We start from the raw sequence: 19356 nt of genomic DNA on the forward strand, positions 1-19356 counted from the left end.
ATGTTCGGCGAAAGGCTGGCGCAGGACGCCGCGCTGATCCAGCGCAGTTTCGACACTGTGCTGGGCGCGCTGGAGCCGCTCGACATCACCCGCGCCATGGCCTGGACCACCGAGGGCGGCAAGCGCCTGCGCGGCTTTCTGGTGCTCGAAAGCGCCCGGCTGCATGATGTGGACGAGGCGCGCGCGATCTGGCCCGCCACCGCCATCGAGGCGCTGCATGCCTACAGCCTAGTGCATGACGACCTGCCCTGCATGGACGACGACGACCTGCGCCGGGGCCGCCCCACCGCCCATGTGAAATGGGACGAAGGCACCGCCGTTCTGGCGGGCGACGCGCTGCATTCGCTGGCCTTTGAGCTGTGTACCCGCCCCGAGGTCGGAACCGCCGAGACCCGCGCCACCCTGGCCCTGACGCTGGCGCAGGCGGCGGGCGCGCGCGGCATGGTGCTGGGCCAGGCGCTGGACATCGCCGCCGAAACCGCGCCAGAACCGCTGACACTTGACCAGATCACCCGGCTGCAAGCGGGCAAGACCGGCGCGCTGATCGAATGGTCCGCTGCCGCCGGTGCCGTGCTGGCGGGGGCCGATCCGGCCCCCTTGCGCCAATATGCCCGCGCGCTGGGGCTTGCCTTTCAGATCGCCGACGACATCTTGGATGTCGAAGGCGATGCCGAAAAGGCGGGCAAACGGCTGCAAAAGGACGCCAGCGCAGGCAAGGCCACCTTTGTCTCGCTCTTGGGTCTCGACGCCGCCAAGACCCGCGCCCGCGACCTTGTCGACCAGGCGTGTACGGCCCTCGCCCCCTATGGCGCTCGCGCCGAAACCTTGAAGGAAGCCGCCCGCTTCGTTATTGCGCGCGAGAACTGAACCACGAAGGACGCCATGCCTGACCGCCCGCATACCCCGCTTCTCGACCAGGTGACCCGTCCGGCGGACCTGAAACGGTTCTCTGACGCGCAGCTCACCCAACTCGCTGGAGAGCTCAGGGCCGAAACCGTCTCGGCCGTCTCGGTAACCGGCGGGCATCTGGGCGCGGGCCTTGGCGTGGTGGAACTGACCGTGGCGCTGCATGCGGTGTTTGACACCCCGCGCGACAAGGTGATCTGGGATGTCGGCCACCAGTGTTACCCGCACAAGATCCTGACCGAACGCCGCGACCGCATCCGCACCCTGCGGATGAAGGATGGGCTTTCGGGCTTCACCAAGCGCTCCGAGTCGCCCTACGACCCGTTCGGCGCCGCCCATAGCTCCACCTCGATCAGCGCCGCGCTGGGGTTTGCCGTCGCCCGCGACCTTGGCGGGGTGACGCCCGAAGGTCTGGGCGACGCCATCGCCGTGATCGGTGACGGTTCCATGTCCGCCGGCATGGCGTTCGAGGCGATGAACAATGCGGGCCACCTGAAAAAGCGCCTCATCGTCATCCTCAACGACAACGACATGTCGATCGCCCCGCCGGTCGGCGCGCTGTCGAACTACCTCTCGCGCCTCTATGCCGAGGCCCCGTTTCAGGAGCTGAAGGCCGCCGCCAAGGGCGCGGTCTCGCTCCTGCCCGAACCCTTTCGCGAGGGCGCCAAGCGCGCCAAGGAAATGCTCAAGGGCATGGCCGTCGGCGGCACCTTGTTCGAGGAGCTGGGCTTTTCCTATATCGGCCCCATCGACGGGCATGACATGCACCAGCTCCTGCCGGTCCTGCGCACCATCAAGGCCCGCGCCACCGGCCCGATCCTGCTGCATGTGCTGACCAAGAAGGGCAAGGGCTATGCCCCCGCCGAACGCGCCCGCGACCGGGGCCATGCCACCGCCAAATTCGACGTGGTCACGGGCGAGCAGAAAAAGGCGCCGTCGAACGCGCCCTCCTACACTTCTGTCTTCGGCAAGGCGCTGGTCGATCAGGCCGCCCGCGACGACAAGATCGTCGCCGTCACCGCCGCCATGCCCGACGGCACCGGGCTGAACCTCTTTGCCGAACGCTATCCCTCGCGCTGCTTCGACGTGGGCATCGCCGAACAGCATGGCGTCACCTTCTCTGCCGCCCTCGCGGCGGGCGGGCTGAAACCCTTCTGCGCGATGTATTCGACCTTCCTGCAACGCGGTTACGATCAGGTCGTGCATGACGTGGCCATCCAGCGCCTGCCGGTCCGTTTCGCCATCGACCGCGCCGGTCTGGTCGGCGCCGACGGCGCCACCCATGCAGGCAGTTTCGACATCGCCTATCTGGCCAACCTGCCCGGCATGGTGGTCATGGCCGCCGCCGACGAGGCCGAGCTGGTGCACATGGTCGCCACCGCCGCCGCGCATGATGACGGCCCGATCGCCTTCCGCTATCCGCGCGGCGAGGGCGTGGGCGTCGAGATGCCCGAACAGGGCAAGGTGCTGGAGATTGGCAAGGGCCGGATGATCCGGAAAGGCGCGCGCGTCGCGCTCCTCTCCTTTGGCACAAGGCTGGCCGAGGTGCAAAAGGCCGCCGAGGCGCTGGCCGCCCGTGGCATCACCCCCACCATCGCCGACGCCCGCTTTGCAAAACCGCTGGACCGCGATCTGATTCTGCAACTCGCCACCGATCACGAAGCGCTGATCACCATCGAAGAAGGCGCCGTCGGCGGCTTCGGCAGCCACGTGGCGCAACTGCTGGCTGACGAGGGCGTCTTCGACCACGGGCTCAAGTTCCGCTCGATGGTCCTGCCCGACACGTTCATCGACCAATCCAGCCCCGAGGACATGTACGCCATCGCAGGCATGAACGCCCCCCAGATCGAGGCCAAGGTGCTCGAAGTGTTGGGCGTGGCGAAGATCGGAGAGAAACGGGCTTGACCACCTGGTTATCAAATGCGGTCTCTCTCTGAGTTCCGCTGCGACGTTGGCTGCCCGCCGTCAGACCCGGAGGATCAATCCGTCGGCTAGAAAGAATGGATACCCGAATGCCACCTTCTGCCCCAACCCTGCACATGCTCTGCGGCAAGATCGGATCCGGGAAATCGACCCTTGCTGCCCGTTTGGGGCGTGTCGAAGGAACGGTGCTGATTGCCGAAGATGATTGGTTGAGCGCCTTGTTTTCTGAAGAGATGTCGTCGCCAAAGGACTACATGCGCTGCGCGGCCAAGCTGCGGGCGATCATGGGGCCACATGTCGTTTCGCTGTTGAAAGCCGGGGTTTCGGTTGTCCTCGATTTCCCAGCCAACACGACCGAGAACCGCACTTGGATGCGCAGCATCCTTGCCGCATCGAATGCGTCACACCAATTGCACGTCATGGCGACCCCGGATGAAATCTGTCTGGAACGGCTGCATGCCCGCAATGCAAAGGGGGATCACCCCTTTGCGGCGACCGAAGCCCAGTTCCAGCTGTTTTCGAGACATTTCGCAGAACCCAAGGCAGACGAAGGGTTCAATATCGTGCTGCATGGACCTGAAGAGGCTGACGGGCCAGAGCGGTCGTGATAGCGGACGCGGCCCTAACAAGCCCTTTCCCGGTCAATCCCCGCTTTCGGCCTGCAAGGCCTCCAGCCCCACGCGGTAGTTGGGGTATTTCAGCCGGACGCCCAGTTCGTCCTTGATTCGGTCGTTCCGCACCCGCTTGTTCTCGCTGTAGAAACTGCGCGCCATCGGGGTCAGATCGGCCTTGTCGAAATCCACCGCGGGGGGCAGGGGCAGGCCCTGCAACTCGGCCGCATAGGCGATCACGTCCTGTGGCGGCACCGGTTCGTCATCGCAGACATTATAGACCGATCCGGGGTTGGGCCGCGCTATCGAGGCGGCCAGGACCTGGGCGATATCCTCGACATGGATGCGCGAGAAGACCTGTCCCGGCTTGATGATCCGGCGAATGCCGCCCTTGCCCAGTTTCGAGAATGGCCCGCGCCCCGGGCCGTAGATACCGGCCAACCGAAAGATGTGAACCGGCAGACCCGGAATCGCCTGCCATTGCTGTTCCGCCATCACCCGCCAGCGCCCACGTGCGGCCAAGGGGCTGAGCGGCGTCGTCTCGTCAACCCAGGCGCCTCCATGGTCGCCATAGACGGCGGTGGTCGACAGGTAACCGACCCAGCGGAACTGCGCCGCGCGCGCCGCGATCTGCTCCCTCAGCGCCGCCAGCACCGGATCGCCCGCGGCATCGGGCGCGGTCGAGATCAGCAGATGCGTGACACCGTCAAGCAAAGGCTCTTCGCCCGGCCACAGCAGCGGCTCGGCGCCCGAGGCGCGGATCGCCTCCAGCTGGTCGGGGTTGCGGCTGGTCCCGATGATGCGCCAGCCTTGCGGCGCCAGCGCCCGCGACAGCACCCGGGCGGTATAGCCATGTCCAAAAGAAAGCAGTGTTCCGGTCATGGGATCCTAGATGCGGCGCCCATGCGCGATGTGCAAGCGCTTGATCGACGCACTTGATTCGAATCCGCACTTGGGCCTTCAATTGGGGATGAGCATCAAGACACCCGATCTGGACGCGGCCTATGGCCTGCAATCGCCCGAGGACAACCGGCAGCTCTATGCCGAATGGGCAGGCGATTATGACGACGGCTTCGCCGCACGTGAAGATTACCAGTTGCCGATGCACACCGCGCGCGCCTTTGTGGCGGCGGGTGGTCAAGGGCCGGTGCTGGATGTGGGCGCGGGAACCGGCCTCTGCGGTGCCATTCTGGCCGGGCTTGGCGTCGGCCCGATCGACGCCGCCGATATCAGCGCCGAGATGCTGGACCGCGCCATGCGCAAGGACATCTATCGCGACGCCATCGAGACCGACCTGAACCAGGGCATCCCCGCCCCGCGCGAGAGTTACTCCGGTATCGTGTCCTCGGGCACCTTCACCCATGGCCATCTCGGCCCCGAGGTTTTTCCCGCGCTTTTGCGTGTCGCCCGGCCCGGCGCGCAATTCGCGCTGTCGATCAACGCCGCGCATTTCGACGAGAAAGGCTTTGCCACCGCGCTGCGCGAGATGGAGCGGGGGCAGATCGAGAACCTCAAACTTCCCCGGGTGCGGATCTATGGCGATCTGGCCGCCGGTCCGCACAAGGACGACATCGCGTTTATCGCGCTGTTCGAGAAGTCCTAGGGACCTGAACCTAGCCCCGTCCGCGATAGGTCGGCACGCCCTGATCGGGGATCCAGACACCCGGCAATTCCGGCCCGGTCTGATAGAACACGTCGATCGGAATGCCGCCGCGCGGATACCAATAGGCCCCGACCCGCAGCCATTTGGGCGCTAGCAGCTCGACCAGCCGTTTGCCGATGGAGACGCTGCAATCCTCGTGGAACGCGCCGAGGTTGCGGAACGCGCCGAGGTAGAGCTTCAACGACTTGCTTTCCACCAGCCAGTCGCCCGGCACATAGTCGATCACGATATGGGCGAAATCGGGCTGCGCCGTCAGCGGGCAGAGCGAGGTAAACTCGGGCGCAGTGAAGCGCACCGCGTATTCGGTGCCCGCCTGCGGGTTGGGCACCTTTTCCAGCACCGCCTCGTCGGGCGAGTTCGGCAGTTCCGTCTTGCCACCCAGTTGGGTCAGGTTCGCATAGATGTCCTGATTGGCCATTATCTTGCTCCTCTCGGCGTCTCAGACGCCGCGCTTGTTGCCCCAGACCAGTACATGCAGCTGCGGCAGGATTGTGGGGGTGAACCATCGGTCGGACAGGGTCCGTCCGATCAGCCATTGGTAACGCGCCATGATACCGTCCATGTCGATGGCGGCATCCTCGGCATCGGGCGGCGGCGGCGTGTGGTTGCCCGGTTGCAGATAGATCGGCAGGTTCGGATAACGCGCCGCCACCTCGCGCGCCCAGAGGTAATCGGCCTCGTCGAACACCACGATCTTGATCACCGTCACCGCATCGCGCGCCTGTGCGATACAGTCGCCGAACCGGTCCCAATCCACCGTTTCGCCGGACGAGGGCGGTTTGGGGCTGAGGATCAGAGGCGAAAGCTGACGAAACCAGCCCCGCGCGACCGATCCTTGGGTTTCCAGCGCAAAGCGATAGCCCTGCGCCTTGCCCATCTCGATCAACGGGCCGAAGTCCTGGATCGCGGGATTGCCGCCCGAGAGCGACACTGTCAGCGGCATACCGCCCGACAGACGCACGACCTCGGCCCAGATCTCCTCGGTGCTCATCGCGGCCCATGTGTCGCGATAGGCGCTGTCCACCGCATGCAGGCTGTCGCACCAGGAACAACGGTAATCGCAGCCGCCCGCCCGCACGAACACGGTGGGCGCGCCGATCACCGCGCCCTCTCCCTGTATCGTGGGACCGAAGATTTCGGCGATGCGCAGCGTGGTCATGGCCGGTACTCGGCCCAGGTCTTGGGCGTCTCGCTGACCCGAACGGCGCTGGTTTCCACCCAGCGCGCCTTGCAGAAGTCATAGACCTCTTTCGCCAGCCGTTCCGAGGTGACCATGTCATGGCCGAAAACCTCGTTCAGATGGCGGTGGTCCAGCGCATCGTCGATCCATGTCTTGAGCGGCTCCAACTCGCGGTAGTCGCGGACAAAGGCGTTGGCATCCAGATCGGGGGCGGCCAGTTCGACCTCGACGATATAGTTATGCCCGTGCAGCCGGGCACAGGGATGGTCGTCGGGCAAATGGCACAGCTGGTGCGAGGCCGAGAAATGGAACTCCTTGGTGATCCGGTACATCAGCGCCCCTCCACCGCAGCGCGCCAGAACTCGGGGTCGGCATAGACGGTCGGGTCTTCAACACCCGCCAGATCGAACGCCTCGCGCCGTTCGACACAGGTGCCGCAGCGGCCGCAATGCACCTCGCCCCCCTTGTAGCAGGACCAGGTATCGGCAAAGGGCGTGTTGTGGCGCGCGCCCTCGGTCACGATGGCCGATTTCGGTTCGTGCACGAAGGGGGTGTAAAGCCGGACACTGGCATAGCCGTCCAGCGCATGGGCCTGCATCGCCTCGAACGCCTGGGTAAAACCGGGGCGGCAATCGGGATAGATGAAGTGATCGCCGCCATGCACGGCGGTCGCCACCGCGTCGGCCTGTTTGGCCGCGGCGATGCCGAATGCAATAGCCAGCATGATGGCATTGCGGTTGGGCACCACGGTGATCTTCATGGTGTCCTCGGCATAATGCCCGTCGGGCACGTCCACATCATCGGTCAGGGCGCTGCCCGACAGATGCGCGCCGATCTGGCGCATGTCGATCAGATCATGCGGCACGCCCAGCCGCGTGGCCGCAAGGGCGGCAAAATCCAGCTCCTTGCGGTGGCGCTGACCGTAGTCGAAGGAGATAAGGCCGATCAGATCGTGCTCGGCGGCCACCTTGTGGGCCAGCGATACCGAATCCAATCCGCCGGAGCAGATGACAAGTGTCTTCACATTTGGGTCCCTTGTTTTCATAAGCCGGGTAGGCTGCGACCGGCGCCCGGATGATCCGGACCGGGCGCCTGTAGCAGAGGCGCAGGGCAAAGGTAAAGACCCGGCGCGCGCGCCCTCAAAAACGTGAAAGACCGCCCAGGCGGGCGGCCCTTGTGAAACCTGTCAACCGGGTCAGGTATACATCTGCTTCTTATAGGCGCGAGTGCGGGTGGTCGCCTCGGCGCTGCCGTCGTGGAAAGTGCCGAACCACTTGTCAAAGGGGATCTCGGAGGTGCCGTAATTGCACTCGAAATATCGGTGATGCAGCTGGTGAAAGAAATCCCCGGTCTTGGCGGCCTCGGTCTCGCCCGCCTTGATCTTCTCGAACCCCGAATGCGACAGGATCGGGCTGACCTGCTGGAAGTAGATGTGAAACAGCAGATGCAGCGGGTGTGAGGGCACCAGCAGATGAATGAAATAGGTCGTGAAATAGAGGATATTCTCGTACCAGTGGTTCGAAATCCCGGACCACGGGCCGATGTTGACATTGCGGTGATGCACGGCGTGCACATGCTTGTAGAGCTTCGGGTGATGCTCCAGCCGGTGCACCCAATAGAAATGCAGCCCCGACCACATCGGGATAAAGAACATCCAGACCACGAACCAGACCGGCGCCTGCGCCCAGGTAACGGTGGGGACCCAGCCATTGGCCATGACCCAGTAGATCAGCCATTGATAGACCGTGCAGACGGTCATCGCGCTTCCAAGCGTCCACCAGATATTGTCCCAGACCTGATTGCGAAAGGTAAAGGTGCCGTTGTCCCGGGTCAGATCGCGGCGGTCGAACTTCTTGTACATGCCCTGGCCTTTGCGCATGTAAAGCCACCAGTGCAGACTGCCCGCCACCATGATCTGCGGCACCATGTTCAACAGCCACACCCGGAACATCCAACCGGGCGCAAAGCTCTGCATCGTCTCGAGCGGCGGCAGGAACCAGGCATAGGCCGCAACGGCCAGCGCCAGACAGAGGGTCAGCGAGGTCAGTTGCAGCCACGCCCCCCGATACCACCGCAGCACCGCCGCCGGGCGCGGCGGCCAGGTGAACAGCGGGTTCAGCCCCACCGGGTTTTCGGGGCGATAATTCCAGCGTGCCGCTTCGGCGTCCTGACTGAAATCGGTCATCGTCTTTCCTCGTCTCTGGACAAGCGCCATCCTCCGGCGCCCACGGGCCGGTTCGGGCAGGTTGTGAGTTTCAAAGTGTCAGCTGGCGTAGGTCGACCCTTCACCGTCCAGCACCGCCTTGACCTCGCGCAGATGCGCCTCAGCCTGCCCCGGATAATCGTCAAGCTCCTGCGCAGTCTTCTCGGCAATCTCGTCGCTAAGCACGCGCAGCGGCCGGCCCGTCTGCAAGGCGCGGATATAGGTCTCGGCGGCGCGCTCGAAATAATAGAGCCGGTTCAGCGTGTCGCCCACGTCGCTGCCGATCACCAGCACGCCATGGTTGCCCATGATCATCACCCGCTTCTTCGGATCGTTCAGCATCGAGGCACAGCGCTCGCCCTCGCTTTCGAACGCCAGCCCGCCAAACTCGTCGTCGATGACATAGCGGTTGTAGAAGATCGCCGTGTTCTGGTCGATCGGCGGCAGGGTACTGTCGGCAAGGCTGGCCAGAACGGTGGCAAAGATCGAATGCACATGCATCACGCAGCGCGCATGCGGGCAATGGCGGTGGATCGAGCCATGCAGGCCCCAGGCCGTCGGATCGGGCGCCCCCGGCATCTCCATCGTTCTGGGGTCGTTGGCATCCAGCAGCAGCAGGTCCGAGGCGCGGATACGGGCGAAATGCATCTGGTTGGGGTTCATCAGGAACTGCGTCCCCTCGGCGTTCACCGCCAGGCTGAAATGATTGGCGACCCCTTCGTGCATGTTCAGCCGCTCGATCCAGCGAAAGGACGCGGCCAGATCGACGCGCTCCTGCCAATGGTCGATATTTGGGCGCAGGCTGGTGACGGACATGGGCTCTCTCCTGGAGTCGGCTGGCATTCGGGTTGCCCAAAAGCTGCCTTTTGGCGTCAGGTTTGACCAACGAAAAATTCACCCTTTTCGCATTAGAAAGACTTATGGCAGAGTTATGGTATGCAGAACCCCCTTCCCCCGCTGGGCTGGTTGCGCACCTTCGAGGCCGCCGCCCGCCACCTGTCCTTTACCGGCGCCGCGCGCGATCTGAACATGACGCAAAGCGCCGTCAGCCAGCAGATCAAGGCGCTGGAATCGCACCTTGGCCAGCCGCTGTTTCACCGCCGGCCCCGGGCGCTGGAACTGACCGAGGCCGGGATCACCTATCTGCCGGTGGTGCGCGAGGCGTTCCGCACCCTGATCCGGGGCACCCGCGCGGTGACCGGCGACCATCAGAATACGGTGCAGGTGCAATGCAACATCACATTTGCGGTCAACTGGCTGGGCCCGCGTCTGCCCCGGTTCCGCGCGCTGCACCCGGATGTGCGCCTGAACATCTTCACCGAGCTTTGGGAGCCGCGCGAAATGGCCGAGGGCGCGGCAGTAGAGATCCGCTATTCCCTGCGCCCGGCGGATACGGTGCGGACCGAGCTGTTGCGCAGCGAACAGTACTATCCCGTCTGCGCGCCCGGCTATCAGGTGACACTGGAAACGCTGGTCGGGCAGCCGCTCTATGACTGTTCCAACCTGTTGTCGAACTGGGCGACCTGGGCCGAGGAACAGGCCCTGAACTGGCCCGATCCGCCGATCACCTATGCCACCACCTATATGGTCGGCTTGTCGGTGGCGATGGCGGGCGGCGGGCTGTGTCTGGCGCATGACACTATCGCGCGCGGCCTGATCGAGCAGGGGCGGCTGATCGCGCCGTTTGCCCATCGCGCGGCCATGCCCGAGGCCTATTACCTGTTGCTGTCGCCGCAGGCCGAGGAGACCCCCGGCGCGGTGGCCTTTGCCAACTGGATCCGCGCCGAAATCGCCCGCGAGGCCGGGTGATCCGGGAAAGGGCGCTCCCGCCCGTCGTCGATGCCGCTGGCGCGGCACCTCCTCCCGTTGGGCCGGGCAGCGCGCCCTTGGCGCGCTGCGGTCAGGCACTGTCCTTGGGCCGGCTCGGCACCCATGCATAACCATTGTCGCACAGGACATAGGCCTCGCGCAGGCCATGCGGCTTGTCGGTCGGCGCTTGCAGGATGGTCGCGCCAAAATCCGTGGCGCGCGCTGCCGCCGCATCGGGATCGCTGTCATAGAGCCTGATTTCGATCCCCGCGCCGCGCGGCGGGTTCTCCGGCAAGAGCCCCAGCAGCGGGTTGGCGTGATAGGTGCCGTCGCTGTGCAACTGGAACACCTGGTCGCCATAAGTGACGATAGCGAAATCCGCCGTCACCTGATGCGACCTCATGGCAAAAACAGCCTCTAGAAAGGCACATTCCGCCGGTACATCCCGTACCAGCAGGTTCAGCCCGATCCCCCTGAGCGACCGCCCGAACCCATCTGCATCTATCGTATCATAATCCATTCCGGCAGGGTCACGCCGACCGCCTGCCGCTGTCAAGCGGGCAAAGACGAAGCTTTGATGAAACCCTTTCGGCAGGGCTTGCACCCGGTCGCGGTTTCGGAAAAGCTGCGCCATGGAACACAAGACTTTCTCAGCTTGGGCCGACGTGGCCCCCCGACTGATCGCCGTTGCCGCAGGGCGGGAACCGGCGGACATGATCATCCGCGATGGTATCTGGATCAACGTGCACACGCGCGAGGCACTACCCGGCCACTCCATCGCGATTGCCGAAGGGCGCATCGCCTTTGTCGGCCCCGATGCCAGCCATTGCACCGGCCCGGAAACCCGGATCATCGAGGCGAACGGGCGCTACATGATCCCCGGCCTCTGCGACGGGCATATGCATATCGAAAGCGGTATGCTGACCCCGGCGGAATTCGCTGCCGCCGTCATCCCGCATGGCACCACCACCATGTTCACCGACCCGCATGAGATCGCCAACGTCCTTGGCCTCGCCGGTGTACGGATGATGCATGACGAGGCGCTGATGCAGCCCGTCAACATCTTTACCCAGATGCCCTCCTGCGCGCCCTCGGCGCCGGGGCTGGAGACCACCGGGTATGAGATCACGCCCGAGGATGTGGCCGAGGCGATGACCTGGCCCGGCATCATCGGGTTGGGCGAGATGATGAACTTTCCCGGCGTCACCAATGCCGACCCCAAGATGCTGGCCGAGATCGCCGCCACCCAGCGCGCGGGCAAGACGGTGGGCGGGCATTACGCCTCGCCCGATCTGGGACCCGCCTTTGCCGCCTATGTGGCGGGTGGCCCGGCCGACGATCACGAGGGCACCTGCGAGGCGGATGCCATCGCCCGGGTGCGCCAGGGCATGCGCAGCATGATGCGGCTGGGCAGCGCCTGGTATGACGTGGAGACCCAGATCACCGCAGTGACGGAAAAAGGGCTCGATCCGCGCAACTTCATCCTGTGTACCGACGATTGCCATTCGGGCACGCTGGTGCATGAGGGCCATATGAACAGGGTCGTGCGCCATGCCATCGCCTGTGGCTGCGACCCTCTGGTCGCGCTGCAAATGGCGACGATCAACACCGCCACGCATTTCGGGCTGGAGCGCGAGCTGGGCTCGACCGCGCCGGGCCGCCGGGCCGATGTGATCCTCACCTCGGACCTGCACGCGCTGCCCATCGAACTGGTGATCGCACGCGGGCAGGTGGTGGCCGAGAACGGCAAGATCACCGTCGATTGCCCGCATTACGACTGGCCCGACACGGCCCGCAACACCGTTCATCTGGGCCATGCGCTCAGCGCGACGGATTTCGAGATCAAGGCCCCCACCGGCGCCAACCGGGTCCGCGCCAATGTGATCGGGGTGGTGGAAAACCAGGCACCGACCAAGGCGCTGAAAGCGGAACTGCCAATCATCGGGGGGCTGGTCGAAGGCGAGGGCGATGTCTGCCAGATCGCGCTCGTCGAACGCCACCGCGCCACCGGCGGCGTCACCAACGCCTTTGTCTCGGGCTTTGGCTATCAGGGCCGCATGGCCATGGCCTCGACCGTGGCGCATGACAGCCACCACATGATCGTGGTCGGCACCGACCGTGACCAGATGGCGCTGGCCGCCAACCGGCTGGCCGAGGTCGGCGGCGGCATCACCATCTGGCGCGAGGGCCGGGAGCTGGCGATGGTAGAACTGCCCATCGCGGGCCTGATGTCCGACAACCCCGCCGCCGAGGTCGCCGCTAAGGCGCAGGAGATGGTCGAGACCATGGCCGCCTGCGGCTGCAAACTCAACAACGCCTATATGCAGCATTCGTTGCTGGCGCTGGTGGTGATCCCCGAACTGCGTATTTCCGATCTTGGCCTGATCGATGTGCGCAGCTTTCAGCGGATCAACCTTCTGGAGCCGCTTGCATGACGCAGCTGATCACCCCCGAAACCCCCGAACCGGCTTATTTCACCGATGCAGCCCAAGCTGTCGTGCGGCTCGAAGAGCTCTACAGCCAGTCGACCGGTTTCCTCTGTGAGAGGTTCACCAGCGCAATGCAGGGTCTGGACCCAGGAACCCGATTTCGCGCCTATTACCCCGAGATCCGCTTTTCAACCTCGTCTTACGCGCAGGTGGACAGCCGGCTCAGCTTTGGCCATGTTTCGCAACCGGGCACCCATGCGACCACCATCACCCGTCCAGACCTGTTCCGGTCATACCTGACCCAGCAGATCGGCCTGTTGATCCGGAATCATGGCCAACCGGTGCAGATCGCCGCGTCGACCACGCCGATCCCGCTGCATTTCGCGGTGGCAAATGCCCCCGATCTGGTTGTTCCACACGAAGGCGCCGCCGGTTTTACCCTGCGCGACGTGTTCGACGTGCCGGATCTGGCCACCACAAATGACGATATCGTCAACGGCACCCATGTGTCCGAGGACGGCGCGGGCCCTCTGTCGCTGTTCACCGCGCAACGGGTAGATTACTCGCTGGCCCGGCTGGCGCATTACACCGCCACAGACCCCGAGCATTTCCAGAACCACGTCCTGTTCACCAACTACCAGTTCTATGTCTCCGAGTTCGAGGCCTATGCCCGCGCGCAATTGGGCGACCCGGCGAGCGGCTACACCAGCTTTGTCAGCACCGGCAATGTCGAGGTCACCGATCCGGATACCCCGATCGATGTTCCGGCGAAGCTTCCGCAGATGCCCTCATATCATCTCAAGCGCCCCGACGGGTCGGGCATCACGCTGGTCAACATCGGCGTAGGCCCATCCAACGCCAAGACCGCGACCGACCATATCGCTGTGCTGCGCCCGCATGCCTGGCTGATGGTGGGTCATTGCGCCGGCCTCAGGAACACCCAGGCGCTGGGTGATTTCGTGCTGGCCCATGCCTATCTGCGCGAGGACCATGTGCTGGACGACGACCTGCCGGTCTGGGTTCCGATCCCGGCGCTGGCCGAGATCCAGATCGCGCTGGAACAGGCGGTGGCCGAGGTGACAGAACTCAGCGGTTACGACCTGAAACGGATCATGCGCACCGGTACCGTCGCCACCATCGACAACCGCAACTGGGAACTGCGCGACCAGTCGGGCCCGGTGCAACGCCTCAGCCAATCTCGCGCCATCGCACTCGACATGGAAAGCGCGACCATCGCCGCAAACGGCTATCGATTCAGGGTCCCATATGGCACGCTTCTCTGTGTCAGCGACAAGCCGCTGCATGGCGAATTGAAGCTTCCCGGCATGGCCTCGACCTTCTATACCACGCAGGTCAGCCGCCATTTGCGCATCGGGATCAGGGCCATGGAAGCCCTGCGTGGCATGCCTCTGGAACGGCTGCACAGCCGCAAATTGCGATCATTTGACGAAACAGCCTTCCTCTAACTGCGGAAAAACGCCGAAAATCCCCTATTTTCGGGATTTTCGACGCTACTATTCGTTGTGTTCGCTCACAAGATAAAGTTAGATTGCCGCAATGAGGCCCTATGGATCGGGCACGAAAAAGGAGACCAAGAAATGGCAAAGCCTATGACCAAAACTCAGCTCGTTGCCGCACTCGCCGAGGATATGGGCAGTGACAAGAAAACCGCCAGCGCCGCTCTGGACGCGGTCTGCGCGCTGATCACCCGCGAAGTGTCGGGCGGTGGTGCCGTGACCCTGCCGGGCGTCGGCAAGATCTATTGCCGCGAGCGCCCCGAGCGCCAGGTGCGCAACCCCGCCACCGGCGAGACCTTTACCAAGGAAGCCGACAAGGTGGTCAAGATGACCATCGCCAAGGCGCTGAAGGACAGCGTGAACGGCTGATCCCAACCGGATCACATGCTTTTCTGGCCGCCCTTCGGGGCGGTCCTTGCGTTTGCGCCCCTCTTACCTCTTGCCCTGAGTATCGCAAGGTCTCGCCTCCCGCGGTGACAAGAGAGTGCCCCCTTGCACCGGACCGTGATTTCCGAAACTGTCGCCGCGTTGATCGAGAGGGAGAGAACACCGTGGATCTGCGCGCCATTGCCATGGGGCTGGCCTTTGCCTTCATGTGGTCCTCGGCCTTCACCTCGGCACGGATCATCGTGGCAGATGCCTCGCCGCTGTTTTCTCTCGCCTGCCGCTTCCTGATTTCGGGCCTTCTGGGCGTGGCCATCGCCCGCGCCACGGGGCAAAGCTGGAACCTGACCCGTGGCCAGTGGAAGGCGACCATCGTCTTTGGCATCTGCCAGAACGCGCTCTATCTGGGCCTCAACTTCTATGCGATGCAAACGGTCGAGGCCTCGGTCGCCGCGATCATCGCTTCGACCATGCCTCTCCTCGTGGCGCTGGCCAGCTGGCTGCTGTTCGGCGAGCGGCTTCCGGCGCTGGGGATTGTCGGACTGATGGCTGGTTTTCTCGGTGTGGCTTTGATCATGGGCGCGCGCATCGGCGCGGGGGTCGATCTGTTCGGGGTGCTGCTCTGCGGTCTGGGCGCGCTGGCGCTGGCCACCGCCACGCTTGCCCTGCGCGGGGCGACCTCGGGTGGGAATTTCATGATGGTGGTCGGCTTGCAGATGCTGGTTGGCTCCGCTGTCCTGTTTCTCGCCACCCCGATCTTTGAGACCGTGCATGTCACGCCGACGCTGCCGCTGGCTCTGGCTTTTGCCTATACAACGCTGGTACCCGGCCTCACCGCCACCTTTGTCTGGGTCTTGCTGCTCAACCGGATCGGTGCGATCCGGGCGGCCACCTTCCACTTTCTCAACCCGGTGTTTGGTGTTGCCATCGCCGCCGCCCTGCTGGGCGAGCGGCTGGGCGCGCTCGACGCCTTCGGCGTGGCGATCACCACCGCTGGTATCCTTGCAGTCCAGCTGTCGCGTCAGGCAAGCGCGCGAAAACCCTAGTTCAGCAACGCCTCGATCTCGCGCTGCATCCGCGCGGAGTCCGGTTTGACAGCCGACCCGAAGGTCGCCGCAACAGACCCGTCCGGCGCCACCAGAACCTTGTTGAAGTTCCAGGCCGGTTCGAACCCGGTTTCGGCCTTGACCGCTTTGTAGAACGGATGCGCCTGTGCCCCCTTCACATGCAGTATGTCGGTCATCGGCAGCGTCAGATCATAGTTTAGCGCGCAGAACTCCTTGACCTCGGCCGCGGTTGCCAATTCCTGATTAAAGTCATCCGACGGGATTGCGAGAACAACCAGCCCGGCATCCTGATAGGTTTCCCAAAGGTTTTGCAAACCGGCATATTGGCCAGTGAACCCGCATTGCGACGCGGTGTTGACGACCAGCACCGGTCGTCCGCGCCAATCCTCTATCGACAACGAGCCGCCGTCGATCGAAGGGAACACGCCGGATACAGGTCCTGCCTGCACCGAGCGGCCGACAAGCAGAAGAAAGATCAGAAAAACGATGCGGTACATCTTGGCTCTCCTTTCCCTTAGGTTACGTACGGCAAGGTGATACGGATCAATGCACGTCTTCGCGAGGGCTGCGAAACAACCCTTTGCTTTCGGCAATCCGATCTCAAATACTGCGCATGAATACCCCTGAACGGAGGCTCCATGACCCGTTACACGAAATCTCCCGAGGCGATCGCCGCGCTAAGCCCCGAAGAATTCCATGTCACGCAGCATAGCGGCACGGAACGCCCCGGCACTGGCAAGCTGCTGCACAACAAGGAACCGGGCATCTATGTCGACATCGTCTCGGGCGAACCGCTTTTTGCGTCCTCGGACAAATACGAATCCGGCTGCGGCTGGCCCAGCTTCACCAAGCCGATCGAAACCGCCCATGTGCTGGAATTCGAGGATCGCACCCATGGCATGATCCGCACCGAGGTTCGCTCGAAACATGGGGACAGCCATCTGGGCCATGTCTTTCCCGACGGTCCGCGCGATCGCGGCGGACTGCGCTATTGCATCAACTCGGCCTCGCTCCGCTTTGTCCATCGTGACGACATGGCGGCAGAGGGGTACGCTGACTATCTCGATCAGGTGGAGGATATCGCATGAGCCTTGAACGCGCCGTTCTGGCAGGAGGATGTTTCTGGGGCATGCAGGATCTGATCCGCAAGATGCCCGGGGTTGACCGGACCCGCGTCGGCTATACCGGCGGTGACGTGCCCAACGCCACCTATCGCAATCACGGCACCCACGCCGAGGGGATCGAGATCTGGTTCGATCCGGCGCGCATCTCGTACCGGAAGTTGCTGGAATTCTTTTTCCAGATCCATGACCCGACCACGGTGAACCGGCAGGGCAACGATCTGGGCACCAGTTATCGCTCGGCCATTTACTATGTGGACGACGCGCAAAAGGCGGTCGCGCTTGACACTATCGCCGACGTCGATGCCTCGGGCCTTTGGCCGGGCAAGGTTGTTACCGAGGTTGAACCGGTGGGTGATTTCTGGGAGGCTGAAGAGAACCACCAGGACTATCTGGAGAAGCATCCCAACGGCTATACCTGCCATTTCGCGCGCGCCGACTGGGTGCTGCCGAAACGCGCTGATGCGGCTGAATAGAGCCTGATCTTGTCCGGGCGCGCCTGTTACGCGCCCGGTTCACTCTGCCGCGATACGGGGGCGGCCGCTGGCCTCGACAGTCACCTCGGCCTCGATAAACACCTCGCGCCCTTCGATCGGCACCTGACGGATATCGCGGTTGACCAGAATGCGGATGTCCTCGGCCCCGGCTGCGCGCGCGGCCTGTTCTGCTTCGTCCCGCAAAACAGTCTCTAACAAGGACATTGCCTGCTCGGGATCGCCGAAATCCTGCGGCCCGTCGACCAGATGCACACGATAACGCCCCTCGGCGGGGGCTGTCACGCTGCCCGCCCGGCGCAGGGTCACCCGGCCCACCACCGCCCCGATCGCATTGGCCACGCCGCCATGTTCCGGCAGGATCGTGTCGCAGCGCAACCGCGCACCCACCGCCGGATAGTAGCTGGCCGCCGAGGCCCCCAGCCCCACGACAGGCAGGTTCAAGGCCACATCCAGCGCCAAGAGGCCGCGATGTCCCGACAGCCCCCGGCGGGTCAGAACATGGCGGGCAAGCTGCTCGGGCGGCAGGCCGAAATCAACGTCCTCTTCGGCAAATGCAGTCTCTAACAAGGTCTGTGCGGTCTGCTCGGTCAACTGGTCGATGATCATCGTTGCCAGTGTTTCGGCATCCTTTGCCAGACGCTCGCCATTGCCAGTCCGCTTGCGCGCAAAGAGCTCCATCCCCTTCAAGGCGGCTGCCGCATCCCACGCGTCGAGGCGTCCCAGTACGTGACTTGCATCCGAAGGGGTCAGACCCGAGACCTGTACGATACCCCGGTCAACCAGCCGGGTCAGCGCGCCCTGCTCCATCCGTGTTCTCAGCAACTCGGACAGGGGCAAGACCCGCGTGCCCAACCGGTCAAGCAGTACCGTCTCGCGCGGGCCGATCCCGTCTGCCGGCACCCCCAGAACCCGCCGCGCAAAGCGCGCGTCATATTCCCCGGTCGAGGCCGCGCGCAATTGCGCATCCAGCGCCGCATGCACCACCGCGCCCGCCTCTGCCGAGATCAGCGACAAGGGCAGAACCCGGCGCGGACCAAGGTGGACACCGCCCTGCAACCCCTCGGTGATCACATGCACCTGGCTGTCCCCACCCAGTCCATAGGTCCGCATCGCCACCGCCTCGACCATGGTGCGAAATCCACCGACCTGGGCACCAGCCGGGTCGATCTTGGGCCGGCCATCGCGGATCAGGGCCACATCGGTGGTGGTGCCGCCAATGTCCGAAACCAGCGCATCACTGACCCCGGTCAGCCAGCGCGCGCCCACGATCGAGGCCGCCGGACCGCTGAGAATGGTCTCGATAGGCCGTTCACGCGCCTGTTCGGCGCTCATCAGCGCGCCGTCACCCCGCACCACCATCATCGGCGCGTCGATGCCGATCTCGACCAGCGTATCCTGTGCGCGGCCGATCAAACGGTCGATCATGCCGATCAGGCGGGCGTTCAGAACCGCTGTAACCGCCCGTTTCGGCCCGTTCAACTTGGCCGACAGCTGGTGCGAACAGGTCACCGGCGCCCCGGTCGCCTCGGTGATCGCGCGGGCCACCATGAGTTCGTGTTCGGGGTTGCGGGTGGCAAAAAGGCCGGCCACCGCAAAGCCCGAAATTCCCTTGTTAGAGACAAGAAACGACTGCAACGCGCCCAGATCGAGCGGCACCGCCTCGGCCCCGGTATGACTGTGACCGCCCGCGATCACCAGCGCAGGGTCGCCCTTGAGCGCCTCGCGCAGCCCGTGCTTGTCCAGATCGCCCTCGCCGAACCCGATATAGATCAGCGCCACACGCCCGCCCTGCCCCTCGACCAGCGCATTGGTGGCCAGTGTCGTCGACAGCGAGGCAAGCCCGATATCGCCGGGCGCCACGCCTGCCTGATCCAGCACCGCGCGAATGGCGTTGCCTACCCCGATGGCCAGGTCCGACCGCGTGGTCAGCGCCTTGGCGGTCGCGATCACGTCGCGTTCGTCGCGGATCAGCACCGCGTCGGTATAGGTTCCGCCCGTATCCACACCCAAGGACAGCGTCATCGGGTCCCCTCCATCCTGTTCGCT

Annotated in this window: 21 protein-coding genes; 11 read left to right on the plus strand and 10 right to left on the minus strand. The window is 64.2% G+C overall.

Annotation, left to right across the window (positions count from 1 at the left end):
• From AC2FL1_RS04335 to AC2FL1_RS04345, 3 genes are all read left to right on the plus strand, one after another.
• Positions 1-867 (plus strand): polyprenyl synthetase family protein, encoded by an 867-nt coding sequence (locus tag AC2FL1_RS04335; RefSeq protein ID WP_496876092.1) that lies wholly within the window; start codon positions 1-3, stop codon positions 865-867.
• Positions 868-882: 15 nt separating this feature from the next.
• Positions 883-2811 (plus strand): 1-deoxy-D-xylulose-5-phosphate synthase, encoded by a 1929-nt coding sequence (dxs, locus tag AC2FL1_RS04340; protein WP_496876093.1) that lies wholly within the window; start codon positions 883-885, stop codon positions 2809-2811.
• Positions 2812-2918: 107 nt separating this feature from the next.
• Positions 2919-3437, plus strand: a complete 519-nt coding sequence (locus AC2FL1_RS04345; protein WP_496876094.1) for a P-loop nucleotide/nucleoside kinase family protein — start codon at positions 2919-2921, stop codon at positions 3435-3437.
• A gap of 33 nt (positions 3438-3470) precedes the next feature.
• Here AC2FL1_RS04345 and AC2FL1_RS04350 read toward each other — a convergent pair whose 3' ends face one another.
• Positions 3471-4322: an SDR family oxidoreductase gene (locus tag AC2FL1_RS04350; RefSeq protein ID WP_496876095.1), complete on the minus strand. Its 852-nt coding sequence runs from the start codon at positions 4320-4322 to the stop codon at positions 3471-3473.
• Between the two features lie 88 nt (positions 4323-4410).
• On the opposite strand from AC2FL1_RS04350, the gene AC2FL1_RS04355 reads away from it, so the two are divergent.
• Positions 4411-5043, plus strand: a complete 633-nt coding sequence (locus AC2FL1_RS04355; RefSeq protein ID WP_496876096.1) for a class I SAM-dependent DNA methyltransferase — start codon at positions 4411-4413, stop codon at positions 5041-5043.
• A gap of 10 nt (positions 5044-5053) precedes the next feature.
• On the opposite strand, the gene queF is transcribed toward AC2FL1_RS04355, so the two are convergent.
• The 6 genes from queF to AC2FL1_RS04385 form a co-directional block, all read right to left on the minus strand.
• Entirely contained in the window at positions 5054-5521 is a 468-nt protein-coding gene (queF, locus tag AC2FL1_RS04360; RefSeq protein WP_496876097.1) for a preQ(1) synthase, read from the minus strand.
• A 21-nt stretch (positions 5522-5542) separates the two neighbouring features.
• Complete coding sequence (gene queE, locus AC2FL1_RS04365; RefSeq protein WP_496825202.1) at positions 5543-6262, minus strand: 7-carboxy-7-deazaguanine synthase QueE; 720 nt, start codon at positions 6260-6262, stop codon at positions 5543-5545.
• The gene (locus AC2FL1_RS04370; protein WP_496876098.1) at positions 6259-6615 is read right to left on the minus strand and encodes a 6-pyruvoyl trahydropterin synthase family protein; all 357 of its coding nucleotides are present in this window, start codon (positions 6613-6615) and stop codon (positions 6259-6261) included. Before AC2FL1_RS04370 ends, queE begins: the two co-directional genes overlap by 4 nt.
• Complete coding sequence (gene queC, locus AC2FL1_RS04375; protein WP_496876099.1) at positions 6615-7307, minus strand: 7-cyano-7-deazaguanine synthase QueC; 693 nt, start codon at positions 7305-7307, stop codon at positions 6615-6617. Before queC ends, AC2FL1_RS04370 begins: the two co-directional genes overlap by 1 nt.
• A 171-nt stretch (positions 7308-7478) precedes the next feature.
• The gene (locus AC2FL1_RS04380; RefSeq protein WP_496876100.1) at positions 7479-8468 is read right to left on the minus strand and encodes a sterol desaturase family protein; all 990 of its coding nucleotides are present in this window, start codon (positions 8466-8468) and stop codon (positions 7479-7481) included.
• 78 nt (positions 8469-8546) lie between these two features.
• On the minus strand, positions 8547-9302 hold the full coding sequence (locus AC2FL1_RS04385) for a class II aldolase and adducin N-terminal domain-containing protein (protein ID WP_496876101.1): 756 nt from the start codon (positions 9300-9302) through the stop codon (positions 8547-8549).
• A 120-nt stretch (positions 9303-9422) separates the two neighbouring features.
• Between AC2FL1_RS04385 and AC2FL1_RS04390 the strand changes: the two genes are divergently transcribed.
• A complete protein-coding gene (locus tag AC2FL1_RS04390) occupies positions 9423-10295 on the plus strand; it encodes a LysR family transcriptional regulator (protein WP_496876102.1) in 873 nt (290 codons plus the stop codon).
• A gap of 91 nt (positions 10296-10386) precedes the next feature.
• Here the strand turns inward: AC2FL1_RS04390 and AC2FL1_RS04395 are convergent, their stop codons facing one another.
• Positions 10387-10815, minus strand: coding sequence for a VOC family protein (locus tag AC2FL1_RS04395; RefSeq protein ID WP_496876103.1), 429 nt, complete (start codon positions 10813-10815; stop codon positions 10387-10389).
• Positions 10816-10927: 112 nt separating this feature from the next.
• Between AC2FL1_RS04395 and ade the strand changes: the two genes are divergently transcribed.
• From ade to AC2FL1_RS04415, 4 genes are all read left to right on the plus strand, one after another.
• Positions 10928-12730: an adenine deaminase gene (gene ade, locus AC2FL1_RS04400; RefSeq protein WP_496876104.1), complete on the plus strand. Its 1803-nt coding sequence runs from the start codon at positions 10928-10930 to the stop codon at positions 12728-12730.
• Positions 12727-14190, plus strand: a complete 1464-nt coding sequence (locus AC2FL1_RS04405) for an AMP nucleosidase (protein ID WP_496825209.1) — start codon at positions 12727-12729, stop codon at positions 14188-14190. Before ade ends, AC2FL1_RS04405 begins: the two co-directional genes overlap by 4 nt.
• 132 nt (positions 14191-14322) lie before the next feature.
• Complete coding sequence (locus AC2FL1_RS04410; protein ID WP_234144607.1) at positions 14323-14610, plus strand: HU family DNA-binding protein; 288 nt, start codon at positions 14323-14325, stop codon at positions 14608-14610.
• A gap of 182 nt (positions 14611-14792) precedes the next feature.
• Positions 14793-15671 carry a DMT family transporter gene (locus tag AC2FL1_RS04415; RefSeq protein ID WP_496876105.1) on the plus strand — a complete coding sequence of 293 codons (879 nt, stop codon included), beginning with the start codon at positions 14793-14795 and terminating at the stop codon, positions 15669-15671.
• Here the strand turns inward: AC2FL1_RS04415 and AC2FL1_RS04420 are convergent.
• Entirely contained in the window at positions 15668-16189 is a 522-nt protein-coding gene (locus AC2FL1_RS04420) for a glutathione peroxidase (RefSeq protein WP_496825211.1), read from the minus strand. The genes AC2FL1_RS04415 and AC2FL1_RS04420 overlap by 4 nt on opposite strands.
• A gap of 141 nt (positions 16190-16330) precedes the next feature.
• Between AC2FL1_RS04420 and msrB the strand changes: the two genes are divergently transcribed.
• Positions 16331-16780 carry a peptide-methionine (R)-S-oxide reductase MsrB gene (msrB, locus tag AC2FL1_RS04425; RefSeq protein ID WP_496825212.1) on the plus strand — a complete coding sequence of 150 codons (450 nt, stop codon included), beginning with the start codon at positions 16331-16333 and terminating at the stop codon, positions 16778-16780.
• Complete coding sequence (gene msrA, locus AC2FL1_RS04430; protein ID WP_496876106.1) at positions 16777-17289, plus strand: peptide-methionine (S)-S-oxide reductase MsrA; 513 nt, start codon at positions 16777-16779, stop codon at positions 17287-17289. Before msrB ends, msrA begins: the two co-directional genes overlap by 4 nt.
• A gap of 39 nt (positions 17290-17328) precedes the next feature.
• On the opposite strand, the gene AC2FL1_RS04435 is transcribed toward msrA, so the two are convergent.
• A complete protein-coding gene (locus AC2FL1_RS04435) occupies positions 17329-19332 on the minus strand; it encodes a hydantoinase/oxoprolinase N-terminal domain-containing protein (RefSeq protein WP_496876107.1) in 2004 nt (667 codons plus the stop codon).
• Positions 19333-19356 lie beyond the last annotated feature (24 nt).

It is taken from the genome of Ruegeria sp. YKSF070 (genome assembly GCF_059612725.1).